At 56.9% G+C, this 21462-nt stretch carries 26 protein-coding genes; 13 read left to right on the top strand and 13 right to left on the bottom strand.

Features of this window, described 5'->3' with window-relative positions:
* Positions 1 to 4: 4 nt before the first annotated feature.
* Complete coding sequence (locus AC1MEA_RS13265; protein WP_480416436.1) at positions 5 to 592, bottom strand: LysE family translocator; 588 nt, start codon at positions 590 to 592, stop codon at positions 5 to 7.
* A 455-nt stretch (positions 593 to 1047) separates the two neighbouring features.
* On the opposite strand from AC1MEA_RS13265, the gene AC1MEA_RS13260 reads away from it, so the two are divergent.
* Positions 1048 to 2367 (top strand): methyl-accepting chemotaxis protein, encoded by a 1320-nt coding sequence (locus tag AC1MEA_RS13260; RefSeq protein ID WP_480416435.1) that lies wholly within the window; start codon positions 1048 to 1050, stop codon positions 2365 to 2367.
* 51 nt (positions 2368 to 2418) lie between these two features.
* Here AC1MEA_RS13260 and AC1MEA_RS13255 read toward each other — a convergent pair whose 3' ends face one another.
* From AC1MEA_RS13255 to AC1MEA_RS13245, 3 genes are all read right to left on the bottom strand, one after another.
* Entirely contained in the window at positions 2419 to 2856 is a 438-nt protein-coding gene (locus AC1MEA_RS13255) for a nucleoside deaminase (protein ID WP_219064643.1), read from the bottom strand.
* An 87-nt stretch (positions 2857 to 2943) separates the two neighbouring features.
* On the bottom strand, positions 2944 to 3447 hold the full coding sequence (locus AC1MEA_RS13250) for a hypothetical protein (protein ID WP_480416434.1): 504 nt from the start codon (positions 3445 to 3447) through the stop codon (positions 2944 to 2946).
* Entirely contained in the window at positions 3444 to 4001 is a 558-nt protein-coding gene (locus tag AC1MEA_RS13245; RefSeq protein WP_480416433.1) for a GNAT family N-acetyltransferase, read from the bottom strand. The genes AC1MEA_RS13250 and AC1MEA_RS13245 overlap by 4 nt, the downstream gene beginning before the upstream one ends.
* 473 nt (positions 4002 to 4474) lie before the next feature.
* Between AC1MEA_RS13245 and AC1MEA_RS13240 the strand changes: the two genes are divergently transcribed.
* Both AC1MEA_RS13240 and AC1MEA_RS13235 read left to right on the top strand, forming a co-directional pair.
* Positions 4475 to 4894, top strand: coding sequence for a GNAT family N-acetyltransferase (locus AC1MEA_RS13240; protein WP_480416432.1), 420 nt, complete (start codon positions 4475 to 4477; stop codon positions 4892 to 4894).
* A 109-nt stretch (positions 4895 to 5003) separates the two neighbouring features.
* Positions 5004 to 5873, top strand: coding sequence for a class I SAM-dependent methyltransferase (locus tag AC1MEA_RS13235; protein ID WP_480416431.1), 870 nt, complete (start codon positions 5004 to 5006; stop codon positions 5871 to 5873).
* A 20-nt stretch (positions 5874 to 5893) separates the two neighbouring features.
* Here the strand turns inward: AC1MEA_RS13235 and def are convergent, their stop codons facing one another.
* From def to AC1MEA_RS13220, 3 genes are all read right to left on the bottom strand, one after another.
* Positions 5894 to 6433: a peptide deformylase gene (gene def, locus AC1MEA_RS13230; RefSeq protein ID WP_219064638.1), complete on the bottom strand. Its 540-nt coding sequence runs from the start codon at positions 6431 to 6433 to the stop codon at positions 5894 to 5896.
* A 47-nt stretch (positions 6434 to 6480) separates the two neighbouring features.
* Complete coding sequence (locus tag AC1MEA_RS13225; RefSeq protein WP_449633588.1) at positions 6481 to 7443, bottom strand: YihY/virulence factor BrkB family protein; 963 nt, start codon at positions 7441 to 7443, stop codon at positions 6481 to 6483.
* Between the two features lie 246 nt (positions 7444 to 7689).
* Positions 7690 to 7881 (bottom strand): CsbD family protein, encoded by a 192-nt coding sequence (locus tag AC1MEA_RS13220; RefSeq protein ID WP_480416430.1) that lies wholly within the window; start codon positions 7879 to 7881, stop codon positions 7690 to 7692.
* A 257-nt stretch (positions 7882 to 8138) separates the two neighbouring features.
* Between AC1MEA_RS13220 and AC1MEA_RS13215 the strand changes: the two genes are divergently transcribed.
* Entirely contained in the window at positions 8139 to 8519 is a 381-nt protein-coding gene (locus tag AC1MEA_RS13215; protein WP_219064635.1) for a hypothetical protein, read from the top strand.
* Positions 8520 to 8569: 50 nt separating this feature from the next.
* Here AC1MEA_RS13215 and AC1MEA_RS13210 read toward each other — a convergent pair whose 3' ends face one another.
* Both AC1MEA_RS13210 and AC1MEA_RS13205 read right to left on the bottom strand, forming a co-directional pair.
* The gene (locus AC1MEA_RS13210) at positions 8570 to 8971 is read right to left on the bottom strand and encodes a DUF2177 family protein (RefSeq protein WP_219064634.1); all 402 of its coding nucleotides are present in this window, start codon (positions 8969 to 8971) and stop codon (positions 8570 to 8572) included.
* A gap of 120 nt (positions 8972 to 9091) precedes the next feature.
* On the bottom strand, positions 9092 to 9928 hold the full coding sequence (locus AC1MEA_RS13205) for a CvfB family protein (RefSeq protein WP_219064633.1): 837 nt from the start codon (positions 9926 to 9928) through the stop codon (positions 9092 to 9094).
* 361 nt (positions 9929 to 10289) lie between these two features.
* On the opposite strand from AC1MEA_RS13205, the gene AC1MEA_RS13200 reads away from it, so the two are divergent.
* From AC1MEA_RS13200 to AC1MEA_RS13190, 3 genes are all read left to right on the top strand, one after another.
* A complete protein-coding gene (locus tag AC1MEA_RS13200; protein ID WP_219064632.1) occupies positions 10290 to 10478 on the top strand; it encodes a hypothetical protein in 189 nt (62 codons plus the stop codon).
* 183 nt (positions 10479 to 10661) lie between these two features.
* Positions 10662 to 11159 (top strand): hypothetical protein, encoded by a 498-nt coding sequence (locus AC1MEA_RS13195; protein WP_480416429.1) that lies wholly within the window; start codon positions 10662 to 10664, stop codon positions 11157 to 11159.
* Positions 11160 to 11322: 163 nt separating this feature from the next.
* Positions 11323 to 12048 carry a TorF family putative porin gene (locus AC1MEA_RS13190; RefSeq protein ID WP_480416428.1) on the top strand — a complete coding sequence of 242 codons (726 nt, stop codon included), beginning with the start codon at positions 11323 to 11325 and terminating at the stop codon, positions 12046 to 12048.
* Positions 12049 to 12104: 56 nt separating this feature from the next.
* On the opposite strand, the gene AC1MEA_RS13185 is transcribed toward AC1MEA_RS13190, so the two are convergent.
* A complete protein-coding gene (locus tag AC1MEA_RS13185) occupies positions 12105 to 12497 on the bottom strand; it encodes a transcriptional regulator (protein WP_219064629.1) in 393 nt (130 codons plus the stop codon).
* 167 nt (positions 12498 to 12664) lie between these two features.
* On the opposite strand from AC1MEA_RS13185, the gene AC1MEA_RS13180 reads away from it, so the two are divergent.
* Entirely contained in the window at positions 12665 to 12940 is a 276-nt protein-coding gene (locus AC1MEA_RS13180) for a hypothetical protein (protein WP_449633585.1), read from the top strand.
* A 94-nt stretch (positions 12941 to 13034) separates the two neighbouring features.
* Here AC1MEA_RS13180 and AC1MEA_RS13175 read toward each other — a convergent pair whose 3' ends face one another.
* Entirely contained in the window at positions 13035 to 14381 is a 1347-nt protein-coding gene (locus AC1MEA_RS13175) for a DEAD/DEAH box helicase (RefSeq protein WP_219064628.1), read from the bottom strand.
* A 201-nt stretch (positions 14382 to 14582) separates the two neighbouring features.
* Here AC1MEA_RS13175 and AC1MEA_RS13170 point away from each other — a divergent pair, with 201 nt between their 5' ends.
* Positions 14583 to 15836, top strand: coding sequence for a mechanosensitive ion channel family protein (locus AC1MEA_RS13170; RefSeq protein ID WP_480416427.1), 1254 nt, complete (start codon positions 14583 to 14585; stop codon positions 15834 to 15836).
* Positions 15837 to 15916: 80 nt separating this feature from the next.
* On the opposite strand, the gene AC1MEA_RS13165 is transcribed toward AC1MEA_RS13170, so the two are convergent.
* Positions 15917 to 16516: an FMN-dependent NADH-azoreductase gene (locus tag AC1MEA_RS13165; RefSeq protein WP_480416426.1), complete on the bottom strand. Its 600-nt coding sequence runs from the start codon at positions 16514 to 16516 to the stop codon at positions 15917 to 15919.
* A gap of 166 nt (positions 16517 to 16682) precedes the next feature.
* The gene (locus AC1MEA_RS13160; RefSeq protein WP_219064111.1) at positions 16683 to 16997 is read right to left on the bottom strand and encodes a 3-phosphoglycerate kinase; all 315 of its coding nucleotides are present in this window, start codon (positions 16995 to 16997) and stop codon (positions 16683 to 16685) included.
* Between the two features lie 48 nt (positions 16998 to 17045).
* Between AC1MEA_RS13160 and AC1MEA_RS13155 the strand changes: the two genes are divergently transcribed.
* The 4 genes from AC1MEA_RS13155 (at position 17046) to AC1MEA_RS13140 (ending at position 21458) form a co-directional block, all read left to right on the top strand.
* Positions 17046 to 17969, top strand: coding sequence for a LysR family transcriptional regulator (locus tag AC1MEA_RS13155; RefSeq protein ID WP_480416425.1), 924 nt, complete (start codon positions 17046 to 17048; stop codon positions 17967 to 17969).
* 14 nt (positions 17970 to 17983) lie between these two features.
* The gene (locus AC1MEA_RS13150) at positions 17984 to 18784 is read left to right on the top strand and encodes an alpha/beta fold hydrolase (RefSeq protein ID WP_219064113.1); all 801 of its coding nucleotides are present in this window, start codon (positions 17984 to 17986) and stop codon (positions 18782 to 18784) included.
* Between the two features lie 157 nt (positions 18785 to 18941).
* Entirely contained in the window at positions 18942 to 19511 is a 570-nt protein-coding gene (locus AC1MEA_RS13145; RefSeq protein WP_219064114.1) for a peptidylprolyl isomerase, read from the top strand.
* Positions 19512 to 19625: 114 nt separating this feature from the next.
* Positions 19626 to 21458 (top strand): ABC transporter ATP-binding protein, encoded by a 1833-nt coding sequence (locus AC1MEA_RS13140; protein WP_219064115.1) that lies wholly within the window; start codon positions 19626 to 19628, stop codon positions 21456 to 21458.
* Positions 21459 to 21462 lie beyond the last annotated feature (4 nt).

The following is a 21462-nucleotide window of genomic DNA, read 5'->3' as shown; positions in this document are numbered from 1 at the left end:
GGCATCAAGCGACCAGCAGGTACACGGCGCTGCCGGCCAACAACAATGCCATCGCACGATTAAACACGCGAACCCGCGCCGGCACCTGTAGATAACTGCGCAGGCAGGTGCCCGCATAAGCCCAGCAGGCAATCGAGGCGTAGCAAACCACGAAGTACACCCCCGCAAACTGCCAGATCAACAGGTCTGCGCCATTGGCCGCATACGCGCCCATGCCTGCCAGCGATGCCAGCCACGCCTTGGGGTTGAGCCACTGCATCGCGGCCCCGTATAAAAATGACGGACCTTTGACCTGCTTCCCGGCGCCCAACGTGCCGTTATCGACCGCCAGCTTGTAAGCCAGGAACAACAGGAAAGCCACGCCCGCCCACTGGATGACCCGGGTCAGGAACGGCCAATGGCTCGACAATTCATGCAACCCCAACCCAATCATCAACAGCAACACCGTGAAGCCCACCGTCGCACCACTCACGTGCGGCAGACTGGCACGAAAGCCGAACTGCGCGCCGGAGCTCAAGGCCACGATGTTCACTGGCCCCGGCGAAATAGACGACGCCAACGCGAACGCGGCCATGGAAATAAGCATGCTCATTGAGTACCTTCATTTTTTTGCGGCGTTTGAGAGATAGCCAAACGAAGGTAAAGGCTGAGTGGTCTCACTTATTGAACAAAATAACCCTGTGCCGGGACCAATACGGCAGGTGAGCGCGGATCTATCAGCGAAAACACACTCTTTCGGATAGTCACAACACTCGTTTGCATATATTTATTTATCTGCCTATGCTCTGAACAATGCTGACACGGACTGACGCAATAGCCTTATACACAGTTGATGCAGTTGTTTAGGACACGTACAGCATTGACCGCCAAATCAGCGCTCTGACAGCGTTCCCGTTATGCCATATACCGCCTTTTAAGTACCCTCTAAAAATACCTGCTGCCCCTTCAATTCAGGCCAACAACGGGCCATTTGATACGTCACAACACAATAAACAGGTGATTTTAATATCACCTTATTAAGCGACTATTACCTTGGGTGACAGCAACATGTTCAATTCTCAACGGAAAGCGGATAAAGCCAAGCTTGAAATATCCACTGCCGCGTTAGACAGCGCAAACGCCAAAATGGCCGCCATTAGCCGTTCCATGGCCATGATCGAGTTTTCGCCGGACGGCATCATCATCGATGCCAATGAGAATTTCTGTAAAACCATGGGCTATCGCGCCGAGGAAATTCGCGGCAAACATCACCGTATTTTCTGCGAAAAAGAATTTTACAGCAGCGAAACCTACGCCAAAATGTGGCGTGAACTCGGGCGTGGCGAGCCTCTTAGCGAAACGTTTCTACGCCTGGACAAGACAGGTCGTGAGGTCTGGCTGGAGGCCAGCTACATGCCCGTCATCGGCGCCAATAAACACGTCACAAGCGTGATAAAAGTGGCTTCCGATGTCAGCGCGGCCATGCACAAAGAACGGCAAAATCAGAGCATGATCAATGCGATCAGCCGTTCCATGGCGATGATCGAGTTTACGCCAGACGGTAAAATAATTACCGCCAATGAAAACTTCCTGAACAGCATGCATTATCAACTTAATGAAGTTGTCGGGCAGCACCACAGTCTCTTTTGCAAACGCGAGGAAACTGATTCCCCTGGGTATAAAGCATTTTGGGCGTCATTAAACCGAGGGGAATTTCATTCCCATCGATTCGAGCGGGTGGATAAACAGGGGCGCACGGTTTTCCTCGAAGCGTCTTATAACCCGTTGTTCGACGCCAAGGGCCGTCTTTATAAAGTGGTCAAGTTTGCCAGCGATATTACCGCGCAAGTCAGCGTGCAGCAGTCGGCGGCAAAAACAGCTCACGACACGTCCGTGCAAACCGACGCCTGCGCGCAAAAAGGTTCGGCGGTCGTGCAACAGACCGTACAGGTCATCGAGGAAATCTCCAGCGACTTGAGCGAAGCCGCACGCAGCCTCGATGCGGTCAACACCCAATCGGAAATCATCGGCAGCATCGTCCAGACCATCCGTGGCATTGCTGACCAGACCAACCTGCTGGCGCTCAACGCCGCCATCGAAGCCGCTCGCGCAGGGGAACATGGCCGAGGCTTCGCCGTGGTCGCCGATGAAGTCCGGAGCCTGGCGGCGCGTACCAGCAAGGCCACACTGGAGATTGTCGATGTGGTGCGGCAAAACAATGAACTGGCCCGTAACGCAGTGACCAGCATGCAATCCAGCTTGAGCCGGACCGGCGTCGGCGTCGAATTGGCCAACGAAGCCGGGGCGGTCATTCTGGAGATTCAGCAAGGCGCACGGCATGTGGTCGACGCTATCAGTCAGTTCAACTCGACCCTGCAACTTAAGTGATCGACAGCCTGCCCTCTCGCCAAGGGCACGCCGGCTCAATGCATGGCAGGCTTATTCGCCAATATCTTCGTTCCACAGTTCTGGCTTGCTGGCGATAAAGCCGCGCATCAACTCGATGCAGGTGTGATCCTGGACCACGTCGACCTCCACGCCTCTGGAGCGCAACAGTGCTTCCTCCCCCATGAACGTCTGATTTTCGCCCACCACGATTTTTTGAATGCCATACAGCAGGATCGCGCCGCTGCACATCGCACACGGCGACAACGTGGTGTAAAGCACTGACTCCTTATACGTACGCGCCGGCAAACGACCCGCGTTTTCGAACGCGTCCATCTCGCCGTGCTTGATCGCACTGCCCTCCTGCACTCGCCGATTGTGCCCACGGCCAATGATCTGCCCCTTGTGCACAATCACCGAACCAATCGGAATCCCGCCCTCGGCCAACCCCAGTTGAGCCTCTTCAATCGCCGCCTGCATGAATGGGTCCATGATTTCCCCTGCTATTGAACAGATAAAAAGAAAAGGTCCGACCACCGCTGTGCACCGACTATTTGCCTGAGCATGATGGCCTGAACGTTAATGACTGACAGTGTCCTGTGCATCAAGCAGTGCTTTGGAGACGAAGGTGTTAAGCAATTCGTCAGACTTTGCTTTCATGCTCATCCCGACATCCTTCTGTTTGGCGCGGAATTTATTGGCCAGTACAGAGGGGGGGCTTCCTTCATTCAGCTCGCGCAATTCTTCAGGGGTGAAGGACTCCGCATAAGCGGCGGCCATGTTGCTGTTCCACTGTTCCTGATAACGCGGCTGAAGATGCTGTAACGCATCCTGGACCGTGGTTTGCGCCTGGGTCTTGCCCACCTTTTGCACGAGGGTTGCAAAGGTCACGGTGCGCGAGGCGACCTGATAACCGAGCCAGGCCAGGCTGTCGCCCAAGTGGCGCTGCTGAACGAATGCCAAGGCGGCGTCATTGCCCTGCACAGCCAGCGCACCGCGCGGACCGCCCAGCAACACAAGGACCAGTAACCCGAGGATCACATTGCATGCCGACTGCGAAAACGACGTGCGGTATTTCGTCATGTCGCCCTCTTGGCAACAGCACTGGGTGAGTGCCAGTCCGGCAGCGTCATCCGATAGATTTTGACCCCGCGCCGATGGTATTGGCTGTGGATGAACGTGTTGAAGCCTAGCTTCTCAATCACATTCACCGACGCGATATTTTCCGGCTCGACAATCGCGATCACCGAATCAATGCTCAGCGTTTCGAACGCGTAAGTCAGAGTGGCCATGGCCGCCTCAGTCGCCAAACCTCTGCCCCAGAAAGTACGGCCCAGCCGGTAGCCGATTTCCACTTCCTCGGCACCGTCCACGGGTTCGGCATTCAGACCGCAGAACCCGACAAACGCCGACGAACACTTCTCGACCACCGCCCACGGACCGAAGTCATTGGCCTGATATGAAAAGATGCACCCGGCCACGAACTCACGCGTCGCCTTCTCGCTCAACACGCCCCTGACCGAATGCCGCATAACCTGTGCATCACCCAAAATCAACGCGAGCGCGGGCACATCCTCGGCCGTCAACTCGCGGATAATCAGTCTGTCGGTTTCTAAATGCAGTCCTGTCCTGCCCATTTGTGCCTCGTTGTCGCACGCATGGGTTGGATTTACGCACATCATCCAGCCCTTGTGCGAGCGCTTCGCACCGAGTCACCACGAGCCGGGTGCGACGCGACCTAATGGCTGAGCGTCTGGTTGAGGACATCGACGGGGAAATCGACTCTCGGGAAGAGTTGCACATAAAAACGGAGCCTGAGAAGGCTCCGTAGGGTTGGATCAATGACCAAAAGCACCGGCATCGGATTTTTTGGCTTTTTTATCAGCGCGTTTTTCATCGAGGGTTTTAGCCGGTTTCTTCTTTGCGGCTTTCTTTGATTCCATGCCTTTGCTCATGATGCGCTCTCCAGGGTGAGTGATCTGGCCTCAGTTATACACCTAATCGGTTGCCACACTGGTACCGATTGCCGCGCGCTATGATGCGCTGCCCGTAAGGCCGTCTTTATAGATTAGGCCTTCTTTGATTTGCTGCCGCCGCGCTATCGAGCCTCATGTCCGCCACTCAGTTCTACGTGTTGTCCGAGGTGTCCAGACCGCTGCTGGACAAGTTCTATCGAGCACACAAGTCACCGATGCGTGCGGGTAAAGACGCGCAACTGTGGGTGGCGAAACAGGCTGAAATCATCGGTGCAATGTGCCTGACGCCGGTCGCCAACGGGCATTGGCTGACCGGATTGTTTGTCGCCCCCTTATTGCGTGGCCAAGCTATTGCCAGTCGCTTGCTCGGCGAGGCCCTGTCGCACACTCATGGACCGGTCTGGTTGTTTTGCCATCCAGATTTGTTGGGCTTTTATCAGCGCGCGGGGTTCGAGGCGGTGTCGGTCTTGCCAGAACCGTTGTCGGATCGATTCGAACGCTACACACGCACCAAAGCCCTGATAGCGATGAGCCGATCAGACCTCCGGCCTTAGAACCTTTAGTTCAGTGGCGTGCGCAAAATGTGTGGTCGCGAGGGTAAATCTGCGTGGTAGCCTCCGAACTGAATGGGCTCGAGTCGGGCCTGGACGACAAGGACTGGTAATGAAACGTCAGCTTATCGCTTGCTCCCTCGCCACCCTGCTCGGGACCGCTCTGGCCCAGGCCGCCGAAAAGCCTGCAACCACACACCCTGTAACGCCGCCGGCCCTTGCTTCTACCGTCACGGCAGAGCAGTTTTCCAGGGTGTTATCGGGAACATGGCGATCACCGGAAAATCGCGCGAGGGATCAATACCGTCATCCGCAACAAACCCTGCAATTCTTCGGTTTTCGCCCCAATCAGACCCTGATTGAAATTACTCCTGGCAACGGCTGGTACAGCGAGCTGCTGGCGCCATTGCTCAAGGACGAAGGTCATTACATCGCCGCCGTACAGACACCCGCCAGCGGCGATTATTACCGTAAGGCCGCCGACAGTCTGAAGCAGAAGTTCGCCGCCGATCCAGCGCGCTACGGCAAGGCGCAGATCATTGAGTACGACCCGCAAGCACCGATCTTCGGCAAACCGGCATCTGCCGATACCGTGCTGACGTTCCGTAATGTGCATAACTGGGTCATGGCTGACGACGCGCCCGCGATGTTCAAGGCGTTTTACGCGGTACTGAAACCGGGCGGCACCTTGGGTGTGGTCGATCATCGGGCCAAAGAGGGAGCCTCGCTGGAGGCTATCAAACAGAGTGGCTATCTGCCCACCGCGTATGTGGTCAAGCTGGCCACAGACGCCGGGTTCACCCTGGCGGACGAAAGCGAAATCAACGCCAACCCTGCGGACACCAAGGACTACCCACAAGGGGTGTGGACCTTGCCACCGTCCTTGAGATTGGGGGAACAGGACCGGGCCAGGTACCTGGCGATTGGCGAGTCGGACCGAATGACATTGCGCTTCATCAAGCCGGTCCAGATCGCCCACTAAACATTCGCCGACCGGCCGATTCACTCGTCCGCGTCGGGGTCCATGTCCGGAAACAGCACTTCAGTGTAACCAAATTTACTGAAGTCGCTGATCCGCGACGGGTACAACCGACCGATCAGGTGATCGCATTCATGCTGCACCACGCGGGCATGAAAGCCATGAGCAATGCGCTGAATCGGGTTGCCATCCGGGTCGAAACCTTCGTAACGAATATGCTCGTAACGCTCCACCGCGCCGCGCAAACCCGGTACTGACAGACACCCTTCCCAGTCCTCTTCCAGGAATGGGCTGAGGGGTGTGATCAACGGATTGAGCAGGATGGTTTGCGGCACGGCATCCGCTTCAGGGTAACGCTCGCTGTGCTCGAAACCGAAGATCACCAATTGCAGATCGATACCAATTTGCGGTGCCGCCAGGCCGACCCCGCCGACGCTGTCCATGGTCTCGAACATGTCTGCAATCAGGGCCTCAAGTTCGGGCGTACCGAACAGGGCTTCAGGTACCGGGGGCGCGATTCGCAGCAAACGCTCGTCGCCCATTTTCAGAATTTCTCGAATCATAAAAAGCCTTATAGGTCAGCCAAGGGCACAATCGTGCCACATCATGCTCAGGATTCGTCAGCCTTCACAGGCATGGGGATGGAATGATCACGCCCGAGCCCGGAAACGTGATGCTTGTCATCAGGCTGATTGCTACCGTCCTTGAATGCTTTGTCCCCCGGATTCTTGCCCTCGGTGGACATATGTTCGATCACCGCATTCATTTCCGCACCGAGCAACAGCACTGCCGCCGAAATATAGAAATACAGCAACAGCACAATGATCGCGCCGATGCTGCCGTACATGGCGTTGTAATCGGCAAACGTTTTAACGTAATAACCAAAGCCCAGTGAAGCAACGATCCAAACCACCACGGCCAGGACCGAACCGGGAGTAATGAAGCGAAACTTCTGCTCCACATCCGGCATGACGTAGTAAATCAATGCCACCGCCACCATCAACAACATAATGATCAAGGGCCAACGCAGAACGGTCCACAAGGTGACGATAAAGTCTTCCATGCCGATCTGCCCGGCCAGCCAGTTCATCACTTGCGGTCCGGTGACCATGAACGCCGCGGCAGCCAGCAACATCCCGGCAATGCCCACGGTGTAGAGAATCGACAGAGGGAAACGCTTCCAGATTGGCCGCCCTTCCACCACATCGTAGGCAGCGTTCATGGCACTCATCATCAAGCGCACACCTGCTGAGGCGGTCCATAGCGCGATCACGATACCGACCGACAGCAACCCGCCCTTGGACTGCTGCAACTGATCAATCACTGGATTGACCTGCTCAAGCGCCTGTGGCGGCAACACCAGTTCCGATTGCAGGCGCAGCCAGGAGAAAAAGTCCGGCAGGTGCAGAAAGCCGATCAAGGCGATGAGAAACAACAGAAACGGAAAAAGCGAAAACAGCATTTGATACGCCAATGCTGACGCATAGGTCGACATTTCGTCATTAATGAACTCGTTGACGGTATGCACCATCACCTTACCCAATGGAAGCTGGCGCAACTCCGGAAAAATCATCGTATCTCCTTACCCTACAACTCAAGCCGACTTCGTTGATCGATAGGTGGGCGCTTCAACTGCTCAGCCTGTCTGTCCACAGGCAGGCGTTCTACCTTAAGGTAGCCCAATTGGCGACGCTAAAGAGGTCTCAATCCTTTCCCGGTTATTCGGCCCGTTACTCACGCCCTGTAAACAGCATGACCAGATAGAACAACGGCCATCAAAAGATGACCGTTGCGATTCACTGCAAGCCCACTTACACACTCAGATTTTATCGATACCCTTTTTCACCGCATCCTTTGCTTTGCCTACGGCTTCCTGGGTTTTACCTTTGATTTCCTGAGCCTTGCCTTCAGACTTGAGTTTCGAATTATCAGTGGCTTTGCCAATGCCTTGCTTGACGTTACCCACTGCTTCGTTGGTCATGCCTTTGATTTTATCGCCAGTACTGCTCATGGTGTTTCTCCAGAGTAGGAAAATAAGCGTCATAACCTCGACATAAGGATTGACCCACCTTCGTCGCGCAGAGTTTCAAAAATTTTCCCGGTCGGTCTTTCCGTTCGTCGCAGACTCAATCCTCTAAAACCCGGCGATTTCACCGGGTAATGCAGGTTTAACTTTAAGTTTGCGCAACAACCCCCGAGAATGCGCGACGCAGTCAGGCTGTGGTGGTCAAGGCCACCGCGCTGTACACACAGATCCACAGGAACGTTATGAAACTCGATAAAAAGCTGGCCATCGCTCGTAGGAACCAGGAACTCGGCGGTGCCGTGCTCGGTGTCAACAACACTCATTTCACGGTGCTGAACACCAACAAGAACATCTGGTGGTTTGACCTGCCCATGAGCCGCCTGAAGATCGGTCAATACGAATGGGTGCACTTGCTACTGCACACGCCAAGCACCGATGAACTGCTGCATTTGAAAGTGCCAACGGTGTATCTGCGCGATCATATGGAAGGCCTGGTGGTCCGTAACAAGGACAAACGCAACGCGAGCCTCAGCCTGGAGCTGAGCGCCGACAAGGACTCGTTCCTCAAGGATGTTCGCCCAGCGGGTGCCAATGTGCCGTTCGCGTCATTCGTGCAGAAATAGGCTTCCTGCCAAAGCAGATAGGCTGTCCTGGGGACATCACATCCCCAGGCTCACGCAAACCTGCGCGTCCACAGGAAACTTCCTGCCCCCGCCAGGCCCGACACCACGGTGCCCCACGCCAGATCAACCAGCGCCATTTGCGTCGGCCAGCCTTGCAGCGTCGCCCAGTTGGTCAAGTCATACGTACCGTAGGCAATCAACCCGAGCAACGCGCTACGTCCTGCTGCCTGCGCCAACCTCCCCCGCCGCAGGCCCGGCATGACGCCGAACACCACGATCCCCACGCCATACAGCATGTAGAAGGTCACGGCCGGCCCCCACAACGGTTGTTTCAGCATTAACGGCCCTAGCCATGCCTGGTAGGTAGGCCCCATCAACAGGCCAAGCCAGATCCCGTCGCACACAACGAACACCAGAAGGGCGCTGATATAGGCCGTGAGGTATTTTCCCATGAGACATCCCTGCGAGATTGAGCCGGCGGCGTGGGCTTTTTCCTTAAACGGACCGCGGATCGAACGCACTGCGGGGCCACACCCTGGCCTGTCGGCACTGCGTTCGGAAAGGCCGAGCCTTCAGACCAGCTCGATGCGGTCCGCGTGAATCACGATCTGGCCCTGCTTGTACAGCGCACCAATCGCTTTCTTGAAGTTACCTTTGCTGACCCCGAACAAGCCGCTGATCACTTGCGGATCGCTCTTGTCGCTCACCGGCAGCACGCCGTTGTTTTCCCGCAATTTGGTGAGGATCTTCGAGTTAAGACTGCTGGCCGCTTCCTCACCGACAGGCTGCAGGCTCAGGCTGATATTGCCGTCGGCGCGAATTTCTTTGATGAAGCCTTTCTCTTCTTTGCCCGGACGCAAGAATTTGAACACTTCGTTCTTGTGAATCAGGCCCCAATGCTTGTTGTTGATAATGGCCTTGAAGCCCATGTCCGTCGCTTCAGCCACCAGCAAATTGACTTCCTGTCCGACCTTATAATCGGCAGGCGTCTTGTCCAGGTAGCGATCCAGCCGGGCGGTGGCGGTGATCCGGCGCGTGTGTTTGTCCAGATAAACGTGGACCACGCAATAATCGCCGGCCTGCAACGAATGCTTTTCTTCGGAGTAAGGCAGCAACAGATCCTTGGACAAGCCCCAATCAAGGAAAATACCAATGCTGTTCACTTCAAGGACTTTCAAGCTGGCGAACTCACCGACCTGGACCTTTGGTTTTTCAGTGGTGGCAATCAGCTTGTCGTCACTGTCCAGGTAAACGAAGACATTGAGCCAGTCCTCATCTTCACTGGGAATATCTTTCGGGATATAGCGATTGGGCAGCAAAATTTCGCCGTCCTGAGCGCCGTCCAGATACAAACCAAAGTTAGTGTGTTTTACCACTTGCAAGCTGTTGTAGCGCCCGACTAAAGCCATTTCCAAATACCCTCATTGCGTGGGCGGCATTCTACCCGAGTTTGCCATTGTGTTCGCGGCTCCCGCCGACGAGGCGCGAGACCAATCAGAAAGGCTATAAAAATCAAAGATTTGCTCATGGCGCTGAGCGCCCAGCCGCTCCGCTCGTCAGATCAATAGAGGCCCTGGCCCCCAGCCCTATTCCAGAAGAATCCGCGCCTGAAATAACTTCTCAGTTAAAACAGTCAGTTGCGGCCCAATACCGTGACGGCCTGTCCGGCAGGAGAGGCCCAACCCCTATACGTTTCAGGGCTATATTTACCAAGCAATTGTCAAGCATTTCATATACAATTGCTGGCCGTATTGAATTTTACATAGGTTAATGGAAGCCATGCGCGTAAAAGCATCCAACTCGAAACCAAAGGCAGCTCCGGCCGTTGAGACCAGCGACTCGATCAATGCACAGATTGCTACGTTCCTGAAATCTGGCGGTCAGATTCAGGAGATTGCTAAAGGCGTCAGCGGCCAGACTTTCGGCCCGTCCAAGCAAATCACCCTCGGCAAGAAGTAATACCCCCGCCCCAATTGTCGATCTCTATGCGCTTTGTTTTTCAAGGCGCTAGGGCTATCGATCCTTCGTTGCATGATCTTTTTCTCGAGCGTTACCTGGCCCTTTGACACAGCTACGTTGCACAGCCGTAGCGGGACAGGCAGGATGATGACTTGACGGTCAGTTCCTTTCGCGGAATCCACAATGAACAAATGGATGTTTTTCTGCGCACTGCTTTGCCTGGGTGGTTGTGCATCACATCGTTGCGACACCTCAACCCGCTACGACGAACCGTCCGGCGACTCCCTCTGTCGCTCAACGCATCTGCTCTATCAGAACGACATGCTCCAGGCCAAGCTGATGATCAGCGCAGGCGGTAGCGACAATATCGAACTGGCCAAGGCATTGCTCGAGCGTGCTGCCAGCCAGGACAGAAGCGGTGAAGCCGAGTTTTATCAGGCTGTCCTCTTGATACGTGCGAACAGCGATAACGCTGAAGCCATTGACCTGCTCGAACTGGCAGCCAAGCGTAATCATCCACTGGCAATCGCCCTGCTCGCCCAGCAACTGGCCAGCAGCGACGCCAAAAAAGCCGAACAGTACCGCGCCAACTATGCCGACCTGGATGTCGCCAAGAGCGGTTACCCGTCGTTCGAGCAAGCCCTCCATGTCGCCAACGGCTTGATCACTCCGGTGCTCTAACCCCTCGGCAATTCGACCGGATCGACGAACGGTCCGCACCTCCCACATTTCACCGGTATCCTTGCAAGGCTCTATTTCGCGGGTTCTGCGTGATCCTGCGCGCAAATCCAGAGGCGCGCCAACGTCACCCCTGACACTCCGTCGCCTTCTTCAGGAGTGAAGCATGTCCACGTACACCTATCGAGCGCTGGCGCTCAGTGCCTTGCTGGTCTACCAGTCGGCCTCCGCGCAACTGCTGGAGCGCGACCTCGGCGACTTCGACCTCAAGCTCGGTAGCACACCGGCACGTAGCATGGCGCAAGGTTTGGTGCAGCCTACCGGTGTCGGCTCGTTCCATGGCGGGCTGGACCTGACCCACGACAGTGGCTGGTACGCGGGGCAATGGTCACCCAGCGTGGGCGCCACCTCCAGCGCTGCCCTGGAAGTCGATTCGTACCTGGGCTTCAAGAAACCCTTCGACAAAACCCTGGGCTATGAACTGGGGATGATCCGCTACACCTACCCGGACGCCAGCCAGACCGACAGCCACCAGTTCTACGCTGGGCTGACCGTGCTGGGCAGCCGCTTTGGCGCCGCACTCAGCAACGACCCCGGGAATCGCAACAGCACCTTGTTCGTTGACTTGGGCACGCTTCAGCCACTGGGTCTTGGCCTGCGGGTGCAGTACGCCAATCACCAGTTCGATACACCGCAAATGATCAGCGACGGCAGTGCGGTGAGCGCCTTCAATGACTGGTCGCTGAATGTCTCGCGCCCCTGGTTTGGGGTCGACCTCAACCTGACTTACAGCGACTCAAGCCTGAGCGGCAACAGTTGCAGTGCTTACACGGGGCATAACGCCCAGTGCGAAGGGATGTTCACCCTCAAGGCCGTGCGCTCGTTTTTCTGAGGGCGCGGCCGGGACACGTCGTGTTGCCTGCTAATGGCTCAGCGCGCCCTACTCATTCAAGCAATCTGCGCCTTGGCAGCGACTTGATCAAAGGTGTCGGGGTCCAACGCATCGGCCTGTTCGTCCAGTATCTGGCGCGGATGCTCACTGCCCGGAATGCTGCTATCAAGTAGCGCCAACAAGCTCGCGCCGCGCGGGGTCAGGACAAAATTTTCGCCATTGCCACCTTGCTCTTCAGGACGAGTCTCGATAAATCCGCGCTTGAGCAGCAAGGCTTCATAGTCCGCAGCCAACGTTTTGAGATGATCCAGATTGCCGGTGGGCTCGCCATCAGCCGCCTGAGCAGCCGCCTGGTCTTCGGCGTAAGCACGCGGGGCAAAACTTTTGTCTGCGCTATTCTGCACTTCGTGAAGCAGGCGTTCGATAAGGTCCCAGTTGTATTGCGTCATGATCCAACCTCCAGCCAGCATGGGTAATGTCCGTGGCCTCCCGCCATCGGGATTGGCACTCATAGGTTGTGACAGGTTCTCGCAGTGGTCGTTCAGCGTCCGTCAGGCGCAGAACTTTTGCCGGGCCCCACCCTCAATAAAGTAAGCCCATCGCAAAGAGACAGACCATGAAAACCCTGCTGAGCATCACCACCGCCCTGACCTTACTGACCGCCATCCCTACCTGGGCCTGTACCCCGGAAGAAGCCACGGCCAAGCGTGAGCAACTGGCCCAGGAAGTACAGAAAATCACTCAGAAAAATCCGACGAAGGCCAAGGAGATAAATCAGGAGATTAAAGACATGAACCTGGACACCGCCAGCAAGGACTTGCCAGACAAATGCCAGTTGATCGATCAGCGAATCAAGGATCTGGACCGCGCAGCGCAGAAGGCAGATGGCTGATCTGTCGCCTACAAGGCCTGCGCAACACAGATTTCGCCCACAAAAAAGCCCAGCGTCACGGGGGACGCCAGGCTTTTTTTGAATCGCTTACGGCTTATTCAGCAGCAGGCGCTTCTGGCTTGCGTTTTTTCAACGGAGCCTTGCCGTCTGCACTGACCAACGACAACGCGTCGGTTTTTGGCCGATTGGTTATCTTGCGTTTGGTCGGCGCCTTGGCGCTGCCTTTCTTGTCGGTTTTCTTGTCGCCGGTCTTTTTCTTCTTCACGCCGACAGCCTTGCCCGACGCCTTGACCTTTTTCGGCCCGCCGTAGGTGCCTTTGACTTCCTTGATCACACGACGCTCGAAGCTCTGCTTCAAATAGCGCTCGACGCTGGACATCAAGTTCCAGTCGCCATGGCAGATCAACGAAATTGCCAGACCTTCGCCACCGGCACGGCCAGTACGGCCAATACGGTGGACGTAGTCATCGCCACTGCGTGGCATATCGAAGTTGATCACCATGTCGAGACCTTCAACGTCCAGACCACGGGCCGCCACATCAGTGGCTACCAGGATCTTCACGCCGCCCTGCTTCAGACGGTCGATGGCCAGCTTGCGATCTTTCTGGTCCTTGTCGCCGTGCAGAACAAATGCCTTGTACTCCAGCGCGACTAAACGACCATAAAGGCGGTCGGCCATGGCGCGGGTGTTGGTGAAGATAATAGCTTTTTGATACGTCTCGTTGGCCAGCAGCCAATGGACGATCTTCTCTTTATGGCTGTTGTGGTCGGCAGTGATGATCTGCTGACGCGTACCCGCAGCCAGCTCACTCACGCTGTTGACTTGCAGGTGCTGTGGATCCGTCAGGATCTTGCTGATCATTTCGCGCAGGCCGGCACCGCCGGTGGTTGCCGAGAACAGCAGGGTTTGCTCGCGATTCTTGCACTCGCCGGCCAGACGTTCGACGTCTTCGGCAAAGCCCATGTCGAGCATGCGGTCGGCTTCATCAAGCACCAGCACTTCGACCTGCGACAGGTCCAGGTTACCGGCGTTGAGTTGCTCCAGCAGGCGCCCAGGGGTGCCGATCAGGATATCCGGAACCTTGCGCAACATGGCGGCCTGGACCTTGAAGTCCTCACCGCCAGTGATCAGGCCGGATTTGATGAACGTGAACTGGGAGAACCGCTCGACTTCCTTGAGGGTCTGCTGCGCCAGTTCGCGGGTCGGCAGCAGAATCACTGCGCGAATGTCGACGCGAACCTTGGACGGGCCCATCAGGCGATTGAGGATTGGCAGCACGAAAGCCGCAGTTTTGCCGCTGCCGGTTTGGGCAGTCACCCGCAGGTCATGCCCTTCCAGCGCCAGCGGGATGGCTGCTGCTTGCACAGGCGTAGGCTCGACAAATTTAAGCTCGGCCACGGCTTTAAGCAGGCGTTCGTGCAGGGCGAATTGGGAAAACACGGGTGCTACCTCGACGAAAAACAAAAAAACAGTCGCATAGCCTAACGGTTTCGAGCGCCGAGGCCGAGTTTCTTTACGACATAAGGGCTATTTCTTTAGTAAAAGGTGAGTTTTTTGTTACTCGATTTGCACACGACGGACGATTAGGGGGCAGGAATGTTCTAATTGCTGACCCTAATGACAGGACTATCACTCGCACCCATGGACATTCAAACGGTATGGCTACGCACCCAGGAACTCTGGGGCATGCTCGATCAACACCCTGCATTACACGCTGGTTTGGGGTTGGTGCTGCTGTTGGTTGTCGCGCTGGCGTTGGGCCGGGTGGCGCGTTTCGTCATCCTGCACATGGCCAAATTGCTGGGCCGACAACCGGCCATGCACTGGGTTGTCGATTTACTGCACAACAAGCTTTTTCACCGGTTAGCGCAGATGGTGCCTTCTCTGGTCATCCAGTTCGGGCTGAACCTGGTGCCGGAACTGAGCAAGACCAGCAACCACTTCCTCGGGAATGTGGCGCTGGCGTTCACCATCCTGTTCCAGGTGCTGGCCCTCGGCGCCCTGCTCAATGCTCTGCTGGATATCTACGCCCGCACCGCTCACGCCCGCACCCGTTCGATTAAAGGCTACGTACAACTGGCGAAGATGATTCTGTACATCTTTGGCGCAATCATTATCGTCGCGACCCTGATAGACCGGTCGCCGCTGCTGCTGTTGTCGGGCCTGGGCGCAATGTCGGCAGTGATTCTGTTGGTCTACAAAGACACCCTGCTGTCATTCGTCGCCAGCGTGCAGTTGACCAGCAACGACATGCTGCGGGTCGGCGACTGGATCGAAATGCCACAAGTCGGTGCCGACGGTGACGTGGTGGACATCACTCTGCATACGGTCAAAGTGCAGAATTTTGATAAAACCATCGTCTCGATTCCGACCTGGCGAATGATGTCCGAGTCGTTCAAAAACTGGCGCGGCATGCAGCAATCCGGCGGGCGCCGGATCAAACGCAGCCTGTTCATCGATGCCAGCGGCGTGCGTTTCGTGCGCGACGACGAAGAAATAAAACTCACTCAGATTCATCTGCTGACTGATTACATCGGCCGTAAACAGGCTGAACTGAAAAGCTGGAACGAAGCCCAGGGCAATGTCGCCGCACTGTCCGCCAACCGTCGACGCATGACCAATATCGGTACATTCCGCGCCTATGCGCTGGCCTATCTGAACAGCCACCCGGATATCCAGCCAGAGATGACGTGCATGGTCCGGCAGATGCAGGCCACCGCACAGGGCATCCCCCTGGAAATCTACTGCTTCACCCGGACCACCGCCTGGGCCGATTACGAGCGGATTCAGGGCGACATCTTCGATTACTTGCTGGCAGTGATGCCGGAGTTTGGGCTAAGCCAGTATCAGCAGCCCAGCGGTATGGATTTTCGGGCCGGATGGACAGGCAAATAAAAGCCCGATCATCACAAGGATGATCGGGCAGTACACCCAAGGAGCAAAAGGTGCCAAGGGAAGTCGGTGGAGCGCAGGGATCAGGCGACCTGGGCGAGTTTTGCTTTGGCCTGATTCAGGCCTTTCTCGAGGAAATCACCGCCCATGTTCAGGCCTTCGGCGTGAATGAACGTGACGTCGTGGATGCCGACAAAGCCGAGCACTTGACGCAGGTAGGGTTCCTGATGATCGAGGCTGCTGCCCGCGTAGATACCACCGCGAGCTGTCAATACATAGGCACGCTTGCCGATGAGCAGCCCCTGCGGACCTGTCTCGCCGTATTTAAAGGTCACGCCGGCACGCAGCACATGGTCGAACCAGGCTTTGAGGGTGCTGGGGATCGCAAAGTTGTACATGGGCGCGGCCAGCACCAACACATCGGCTGCGACCAGTTCATCCGTCAGTTGATTGGAGCGCTCAAGGGCCAGTTGCTCGATTTCATTGCGTTGCTCGGCCGGTTTCATCCAGCCTCCGAGCAAGGTTGAATCCAGATGCGGCACAGGGTTGATCGCCAGGTCACGCACGGTTATCTGATCCGCCGGATGCGCAGCCTGCCACTGGCTGATGAATTGCTGCGTCAATTGGCGTGAGACCGAGTCTTGCTGGCGGGCGCTGCTTTCAATGATCAGTACGCGGGACATGGGATGTTGCCTCCATCGAAGAGTGTCTTGAATCGATGGAGTTGAGGTTAGACAGGAACGTATCGATTAAAAAGCGTAAAAATCTGCTACAAACCATCTAATAAATTGTTTTATCGAAAACGGGGCACTATTCTCGTTTGAGAGCGAACCCGCCCCGTTCCGTCATTTATTTAGGCTCGCAGGTCAGCTTGATCCGCAGCTTGATGATGCTGCGACTGAACTTGGCGGAGACGTCCACGCTCTTTTTTGCAAGAACGCTGACCCGCCGGGTGCGCGGTGCTTCAGGGCCATTGCTGAACACCACCACGCACTGAGCATCAACGGTGCCGTAGTTGTTCAGCGTGATGGCGCCCATGTCGTAGTCGGTATCGTGGCTGGTGTAGTCGATCTGAACACCGGTGTATTCCTTTTCCACGTCAATCGGATACGCGAACGCACTGACGGGCAACAACGCCAACAACACACAACAGAATTTTTTCATTCGGCAGTCTCCAATTTGGAGTGCCAGCTTAGACAAGAGGAGCGAGTGATGAAAGCGCCCCGCGTGACCCTGGATCAATGGCGGACACTCCAAGCGGTGGTCGACCACGGTGGCTTCGCCCAAGCGGCCGAAGCGTTGCACCGCTCGCAGTCTTCCGTGAGCTACACCGTGGCCCGGATGCAAGACCAGCTTGGCGTGCCGCTATTGCGTATCGATGGGCGTAAAGCGGTGTTGACCGACGCTGGCGGGGTGCTCTTGCGTCGCTCCCGGCAGTTGGTCAAGCAGGCCAGTCAACTGGAGGACCTGGCCCACCATATGGAGCAAGGCTGGGAGGCGGAGGTGCGGCTGGTGGTCGATGCCGCCTACCCTAACGCGCGACTGGTGCGAGCCTTGACCGCGTTCATGCCGCAAAGCCGCGGCTGTCGCGTGCGGTTGCGCGAGGAAGTGTTGTCCGGGGTCGAAGAAGTGCTCCTTGAAGGCGTGGCCGATCTGGCCATTAGCGGCTTCAGCATACCTGGGTATCTGGGGACCGAAATGAGCGCCGTCGAGTTCGTCGCCGTCGCCCACCCGGAGCACCCGCTGCATCAAATGAATCGCGAGTTGAATTTCCAGGACCTGGAAAGTCACCTGCAAGTCGTGATCCGCGACTCCGGCCGTCAACAGCCCCGCGATGTCGGCTGGCTGGGCGCTGAACAACGCTGGACGGTAGGCAGCCTGGCAACCGCCGCGACCTTTGTCAGCAGCGGCCTGGGCTTCGCCTGGCTGCCACGGCACGTGATCGAGCGCGAACTCCAGGAAGGCACACTCAAAGCCCTGCCGCTGGATCAAGGCGGCAGCCGTCATCCGGTGTTCTATCTTTACTCGAGCAAGGACAAATCGCTGGGCCCCGCGACGCAGATTCTGATCGACCTGATCCGCACCTTCGACACGGCCCCGCTGAGCACCGCATTTGCGGCCCCACAACAAGCCTGACAGGGAAATCGACCATGGCCTTTTTTGAGCATGACGGCTGTTCATTGCACTACGAAGAATATGGTCAGGGTTCGCCGCTGCTATTGGTGCACGGCCTGGGTTCAAGCTGCCAGGACTGGGAATACCAGATCCCGACCCTGGCCGCGCACTACCGCGTCATCGCCATGGACATGCGCGGCCACGGTCGCTCCGACAAGCCCAATGAGCGCTACAGCATTCCCGGTTTTGCCGCCGACGTCGAAGCGCTGATTGAACATTTGCAGCTGGGGCCGGTGCACCTGGTCGGGCTGTCGATGGGCGGGATGATCGGCTTTCAATTGGCGGTCGATCACCCGACCTTGCTCAAAAGCCTGTGCATCGTGAACAGCGCGCCACAAGTCAAACTCAAAACCGCCAACGACGGTTTGCAATGGGCTAAACGCTGGGGCCTGGGGCGGCTGTTCAGCATGTCCGCCATCGGCAAGGGCCTGGGCCAGACCCTGTTCCCCAAACCCGAGCAAGCCGACCTGCGCAACAAAATCGCCGAGCGCTGGGGGCAAAACGACAAACGCGCTTATCTCGCCAGTTTCGATGCCATCGTCGGTTGGGGCGTGCAGGAAAAACTGTCACGAATCAGTTGCCCGACCCTGATCGTTAGCGCCGATCACGATTACACCCCGGTGGCCTTGAAAGAAGCTTACGTGGGCCTGATCCGCCAGGCTCGACTGGTCGTGATCAAAGACTCCCGGCACGCGACGCCGCTGGATCAACCTGAAGCATTCAACCGGGAACTGCTGGCATTTGTCGATGACGTTGAAGCGGCTTCAGGCCGATGAATGAATCGTAGGGGGCACCTCCATCCGGGCGCTATCCGTTCGGACAGTGCGCCCGGCACTGTCCAAAAAAACCCAAACGTGCTTACCTTGTGCCCTTGATCGCACCCGCATGAATTGCTTTTTTGCAGTCGAAACCACTACCCAGGATCACTGACCCATGCTGAAAAAAATCGTCCTCGCCGCCTGTTCCGTGCTGTTCGCCGCCAACCTGATGGCCGCACAACCGCCCGCCAAGCCGACCCACGTCCTGCTGACCACCGACATGGGCGAGATCGTCATCGAGCTTGAAGACACCAAGGCGCCGATCAGTACCCAGAACTTCCTGGGCTATGTCGACAGCGGCTTCTACGCCAACACCATCTTTCACCGGGTCATTCCGGGCTTCATGATTCAGGGCGGTGGGTTTAATCAGTACATGGTACAAAAACCGACCAAAGACCCGATCAAAAACGAAGCCAACAATGGCCTGCATAACGTGCGTGGCACCATCGCAATGGCGCGGACGTCGGACGTAAACTCGGCCACTAGCCAGTTCTTCATCAACCACAAAGACAATGACATGCTCGACAACGGCGCTCGCGACTTCGGGTATGCGGTGTTCGGTAAAGTCATCAAAGGCATGGACGTGGTCGACCAGATCGCCCAGACGCCTACCGGCACCCAAAAAGGCATGCAAAACGTACCCTCAACCCCTGTGTTGATTAAGTCAGCCAAACGTATCGACTAAGTCGATGCACATCGGACCGCCTGCAACCGCCGTGAGCAACGTCGGAGACAGGCGGTGTGATGAGGGAAGTTTTTCACCTGCAAGGAGAGCCTGCTGCGGCGGGCGTCAGAACCAATGTTCTATCGTCGTTTTGAACAACTGATCGATATTTTCCGCGACGCCCCCACTGCCGCCCCACCGAACAAAGTCCTGCCGTTTTATATTTATTACCTGCGTCAGGTGTGGCCGAGCTTCGTCGCGTTGCTGGTGGTCGGGCTGATTGGCGCCCTGATCGAAGTCGCGCTGTTCAGTTACCTGAGCCGGATCATCGACCTGGCCCAAGGCACGCCCAATGCCGATTTTTTCAGTGTGCACAGCACTGAGCTGATCTGGATGGCGGTGGTTGCGCTGGTGTTCCGACCGATCTTCGTCGGCCTGCATGACCTGCTCGTGCACCAGACCATCAGCCCCGGCATGACCAGCATGATTCGCTGGCAGAACCACAGCTATGTGCTCAAACAGAGCCTCAATTTTTTCCAGAATGACTTCGCCGGACGCATCGCCCAGCGGATCATGCAGACCGGTAACTCGCTGCGTGATTCAGCGGTGCAGGCGGTGGACGCCTTGTGGCATGTGCTGATCTACGCCATCGGCTCACTGGTGCTGTTCGCCGAAGCCGACTGGCGCCTGATGATCCCGCTGTTGGCCTGGATCGTCTGCTACATCCTCGCCCTGTGCTACTTCGTGCCGCGAGTCAAAGAACGCTCGGTGGTGTCGTCGGAGGCCCGCTCCAAGCTGATGGGTCGTATTGTCGACGGCTACACCAACATCACCACCCTCAAACTGTTCGCTCACACTAATTTCGAGCAGCAATACGCTCGGGAAGCGATCAGCGAACAGACTGAAAAAAGCCAACTGGCCGGTCGCGTGGTCACGGCCATGGACACGGTGATCACCTCCATGAACGGGGTGTTGATCGTCAGCACCACGGGCCTGGCCCTGTGGTTGTGGACCCAATCCTCGATTTCGGTGGGCGCCATCGCCCTGGCGACCGGGCTGGCGATCCGCATCGTCAACATGTCCGGCTGGATCATGTGGGTGGTCAACGGCATCTTCGAGAACATCGGCATGGTCCAGGACGGCCTGCAAACCATTGCTCAACCAGTCAGCGTCACCGACCGCGAGCCAGCGCCTGCATTGAAGGTCGAGCGCGGCGGTGTGAAGTTCGAGCATGTCGATTTCCACTACGGCAAAAGCAGCGGAATCATCCACGGCCTGAATCTGGACATCAAACCCGGCGAAAAAATCGGCTTGATCGGGCCGTCCGGCGCGGGCAAATCAACGTTGGTCAACCTGCTGCTGCGCCTGTATGACCTGCAAGGCGGACAGATTCTGGTCGATGGGCAGGACATTTCTCACGTTGCCCAGGAGAGCCTGCGCGAACGCATCGGCATGATCACCCAGGACACCTCGCTGCTGCACCGTTCGATCCGTGACAACTTGCTCTATGGCAAACCCGACGCCACCGATGCCGAACTGTGGGAAGCGGTACGCAAGGCCCGCGCCGATGAGTTTATTCCGCTGTTGTCCGACGCTGAAGGCCGCACAGGCTTCGACGCGCATGTCGGCGAGCGCGGGGTCAAGCTGTCGGGTGGTCAACGGCAGCGGATCGCTATCGCTCGCGTACTGCTCAAGGACGCGCCCATCCTGATCATGGACGAAGCGACCTCAGCCCTGGATTCGGAGGTTGAAGCGGCGATCCAGGAAAGCCTGGAAACGCTGATGCAAGGCAAAACGGTGATCGCCATCGCCCACCGGCTCTCGACCATCGCCCGCATGGACCGTCTGGTGGTCCTTGAAAAAGGCCAGATCGCCGAGAGCGGCACCCACGCTGAGCTGCTGGCCCATGGCGGCCTGTATGCGCGGCTATGGCAGCATCAGACCGGCGGGTTTGTCGGGATTGATTGAAGAT

The sequence above is a fragment of the Pseudomonas sp. ASL8 genome, assembly GCF_056680355.1.
This window is presented reverse-complemented; position numbering and strand designations above follow the sequence as displayed.

Excerpts from the sequence above, each read along its gene's own strand:
- AC1MEA_RS13220 (WP_480416430.1), bottom strand. The coding sequence starts at position 7,881 with ATGAGCAGTACTGGCGATAAAATCAAAGGCATGACCAACGAAGCAGTG.
- AC1MEA_RS13245 (WP_480416433.1), bottom strand. The coding sequence starts at position 4,001 with ATGGGCAGGACAGGACTGCATTTAGAAACCGACAGACTGATTATCCGC.
- def (WP_219064638.1), bottom strand. The coding sequence starts at position 6,433 with ATGATTCGAGAAATTCTGAAAATGGGCGACGAGCGTTTGCTGCGAATC.
- AC1MEA_RS13210 (WP_219064634.1), bottom strand. The coding sequence starts at position 8,971 with ATGGGAAAATACCTCACGGCCTATATCAGCGCCCTTCTGGTGTTCGTT.
- AC1MEA_RS13140 (WP_219064115.1), top strand. The coding sequence starts at position 19,626 with ATGTTCTATCGTCGTTTTGAACAACTGATCGATATTTTCCGCGACGCC.
- AC1MEA_RS13150 (WP_219064113.1), top strand. The coding sequence starts at position 17,984 with ATGGCCTTTTTTGAGCATGACGGCTGTTCATTGCACTACGAAGAATAT.
- AC1MEA_RS13165 (WP_480416426.1), bottom strand. The coding sequence starts at position 16,516 with ATGTCCCGCGTACTGATCATTGAAAGCAGCGCCCGCCAGCAAGACTCG.
- AC1MEA_RS13235 (WP_480416431.1), top strand. The coding sequence starts at position 5,004 with ATGAAACGTCAGCTTATCGCTTGCTCCCTCGCCACCCTGCTCGGGACC.
- AC1MEA_RS13240 (WP_480416432.1), top strand. The coding sequence starts at position 4,475 with ATGTCCGCCACTCAGTTCTACGTGTTGTCCGAGGTGTCCAGACCGCTG.
- AC1MEA_RS13250 (WP_480416434.1), bottom strand. The coding sequence starts at position 3,447 with ATGACGAAATACCGCACGTCGTTTTCGCAGTCGGCATGCAATGTGATC.
- AC1MEA_RS13265 (WP_480416436.1), bottom strand. The coding sequence starts at position 592 with ATGAGCATGCTTATTTCCATGGCCGCGTTCGCGTTGGCGTCGTCTATT.
- AC1MEA_RS13155 (WP_480416425.1), top strand. The coding sequence starts at position 17,046 with ATGAAAGCGCCCCGCGTGACCCTGGATCAATGGCGGACACTCCAAGCG.
- AC1MEA_RS13190 (WP_480416428.1), top strand. The coding sequence starts at position 11,323 with ATGTCCACGTACACCTATCGAGCGCTGGCGCTCAGTGCCTTGCTGGTC.
- AC1MEA_RS13215 (WP_219064635.1), top strand. The coding sequence starts at position 8,139 with ATGAAACTCGATAAAAAGCTGGCCATCGCTCGTAGGAACCAGGAACTC.
- AC1MEA_RS13205 (WP_219064633.1), bottom strand. The coding sequence starts at position 9,928 with ATGGCTTTAGTCGGGCGCTACAACAGCTTGCAAGTGGTAAAACACACT.
- AC1MEA_RS13185 (WP_219064629.1), bottom strand. The coding sequence starts at position 12,497 with ATGACGCAATACAACTGGGACCTTATCGAACGCCTGCTTCACGAAGTG.
- AC1MEA_RS13260 (WP_480416435.1), top strand. The coding sequence starts at position 1,048 with ATGTTCAATTCTCAACGGAAAGCGGATAAAGCCAAGCTTGAAATATCC.
- AC1MEA_RS13145 (WP_219064114.1), top strand. The coding sequence starts at position 18,942 with ATGCTGAAAAAAATCGTCCTCGCCGCCTGTTCCGTGCTGTTCGCCGCC.
- AC1MEA_RS13160 (WP_219064111.1), bottom strand. The coding sequence starts at position 16,997 with ATGAAAAAATTCTGTTGTGTGTTGTTGGCGTTGTTGCCCGTCAGTGCG.
- AC1MEA_RS13255 (WP_219064643.1), bottom strand. The coding sequence starts at position 2,856 with ATGGACCCATTCATGCAGGCGGCGATTGAAGAGGCTCAACTGGGGTTG.
- AC1MEA_RS13195 (WP_480416429.1), top strand. The coding sequence starts at position 10,662 with ATGAACAAATGGATGTTTTTCTGCGCACTGCTTTGCCTGGGTGGTTGT.
- AC1MEA_RS13200 (WP_219064632.1), top strand. The coding sequence starts at position 10,290 with ATGGAAGCCATGCGCGTAAAAGCATCCAACTCGAAACCAAAGGCAGCT.
- AC1MEA_RS13225 (WP_449633588.1), bottom strand. The coding sequence starts at position 7,443 with ATGATTTTTCCGGAGTTGCGCCAGCTTCCATTGGGTAAGGTGATGGTG.
- AC1MEA_RS13170 (WP_480416427.1), top strand. The coding sequence starts at position 14,583 with ATGGACATTCAAACGGTATGGCTACGCACCCAGGAACTCTGGGGCATG.
- AC1MEA_RS13180 (WP_449633585.1), top strand. The coding sequence starts at position 12,665 with ATGAAAACCCTGCTGAGCATCACCACCGCCCTGACCTTACTGACCGCC.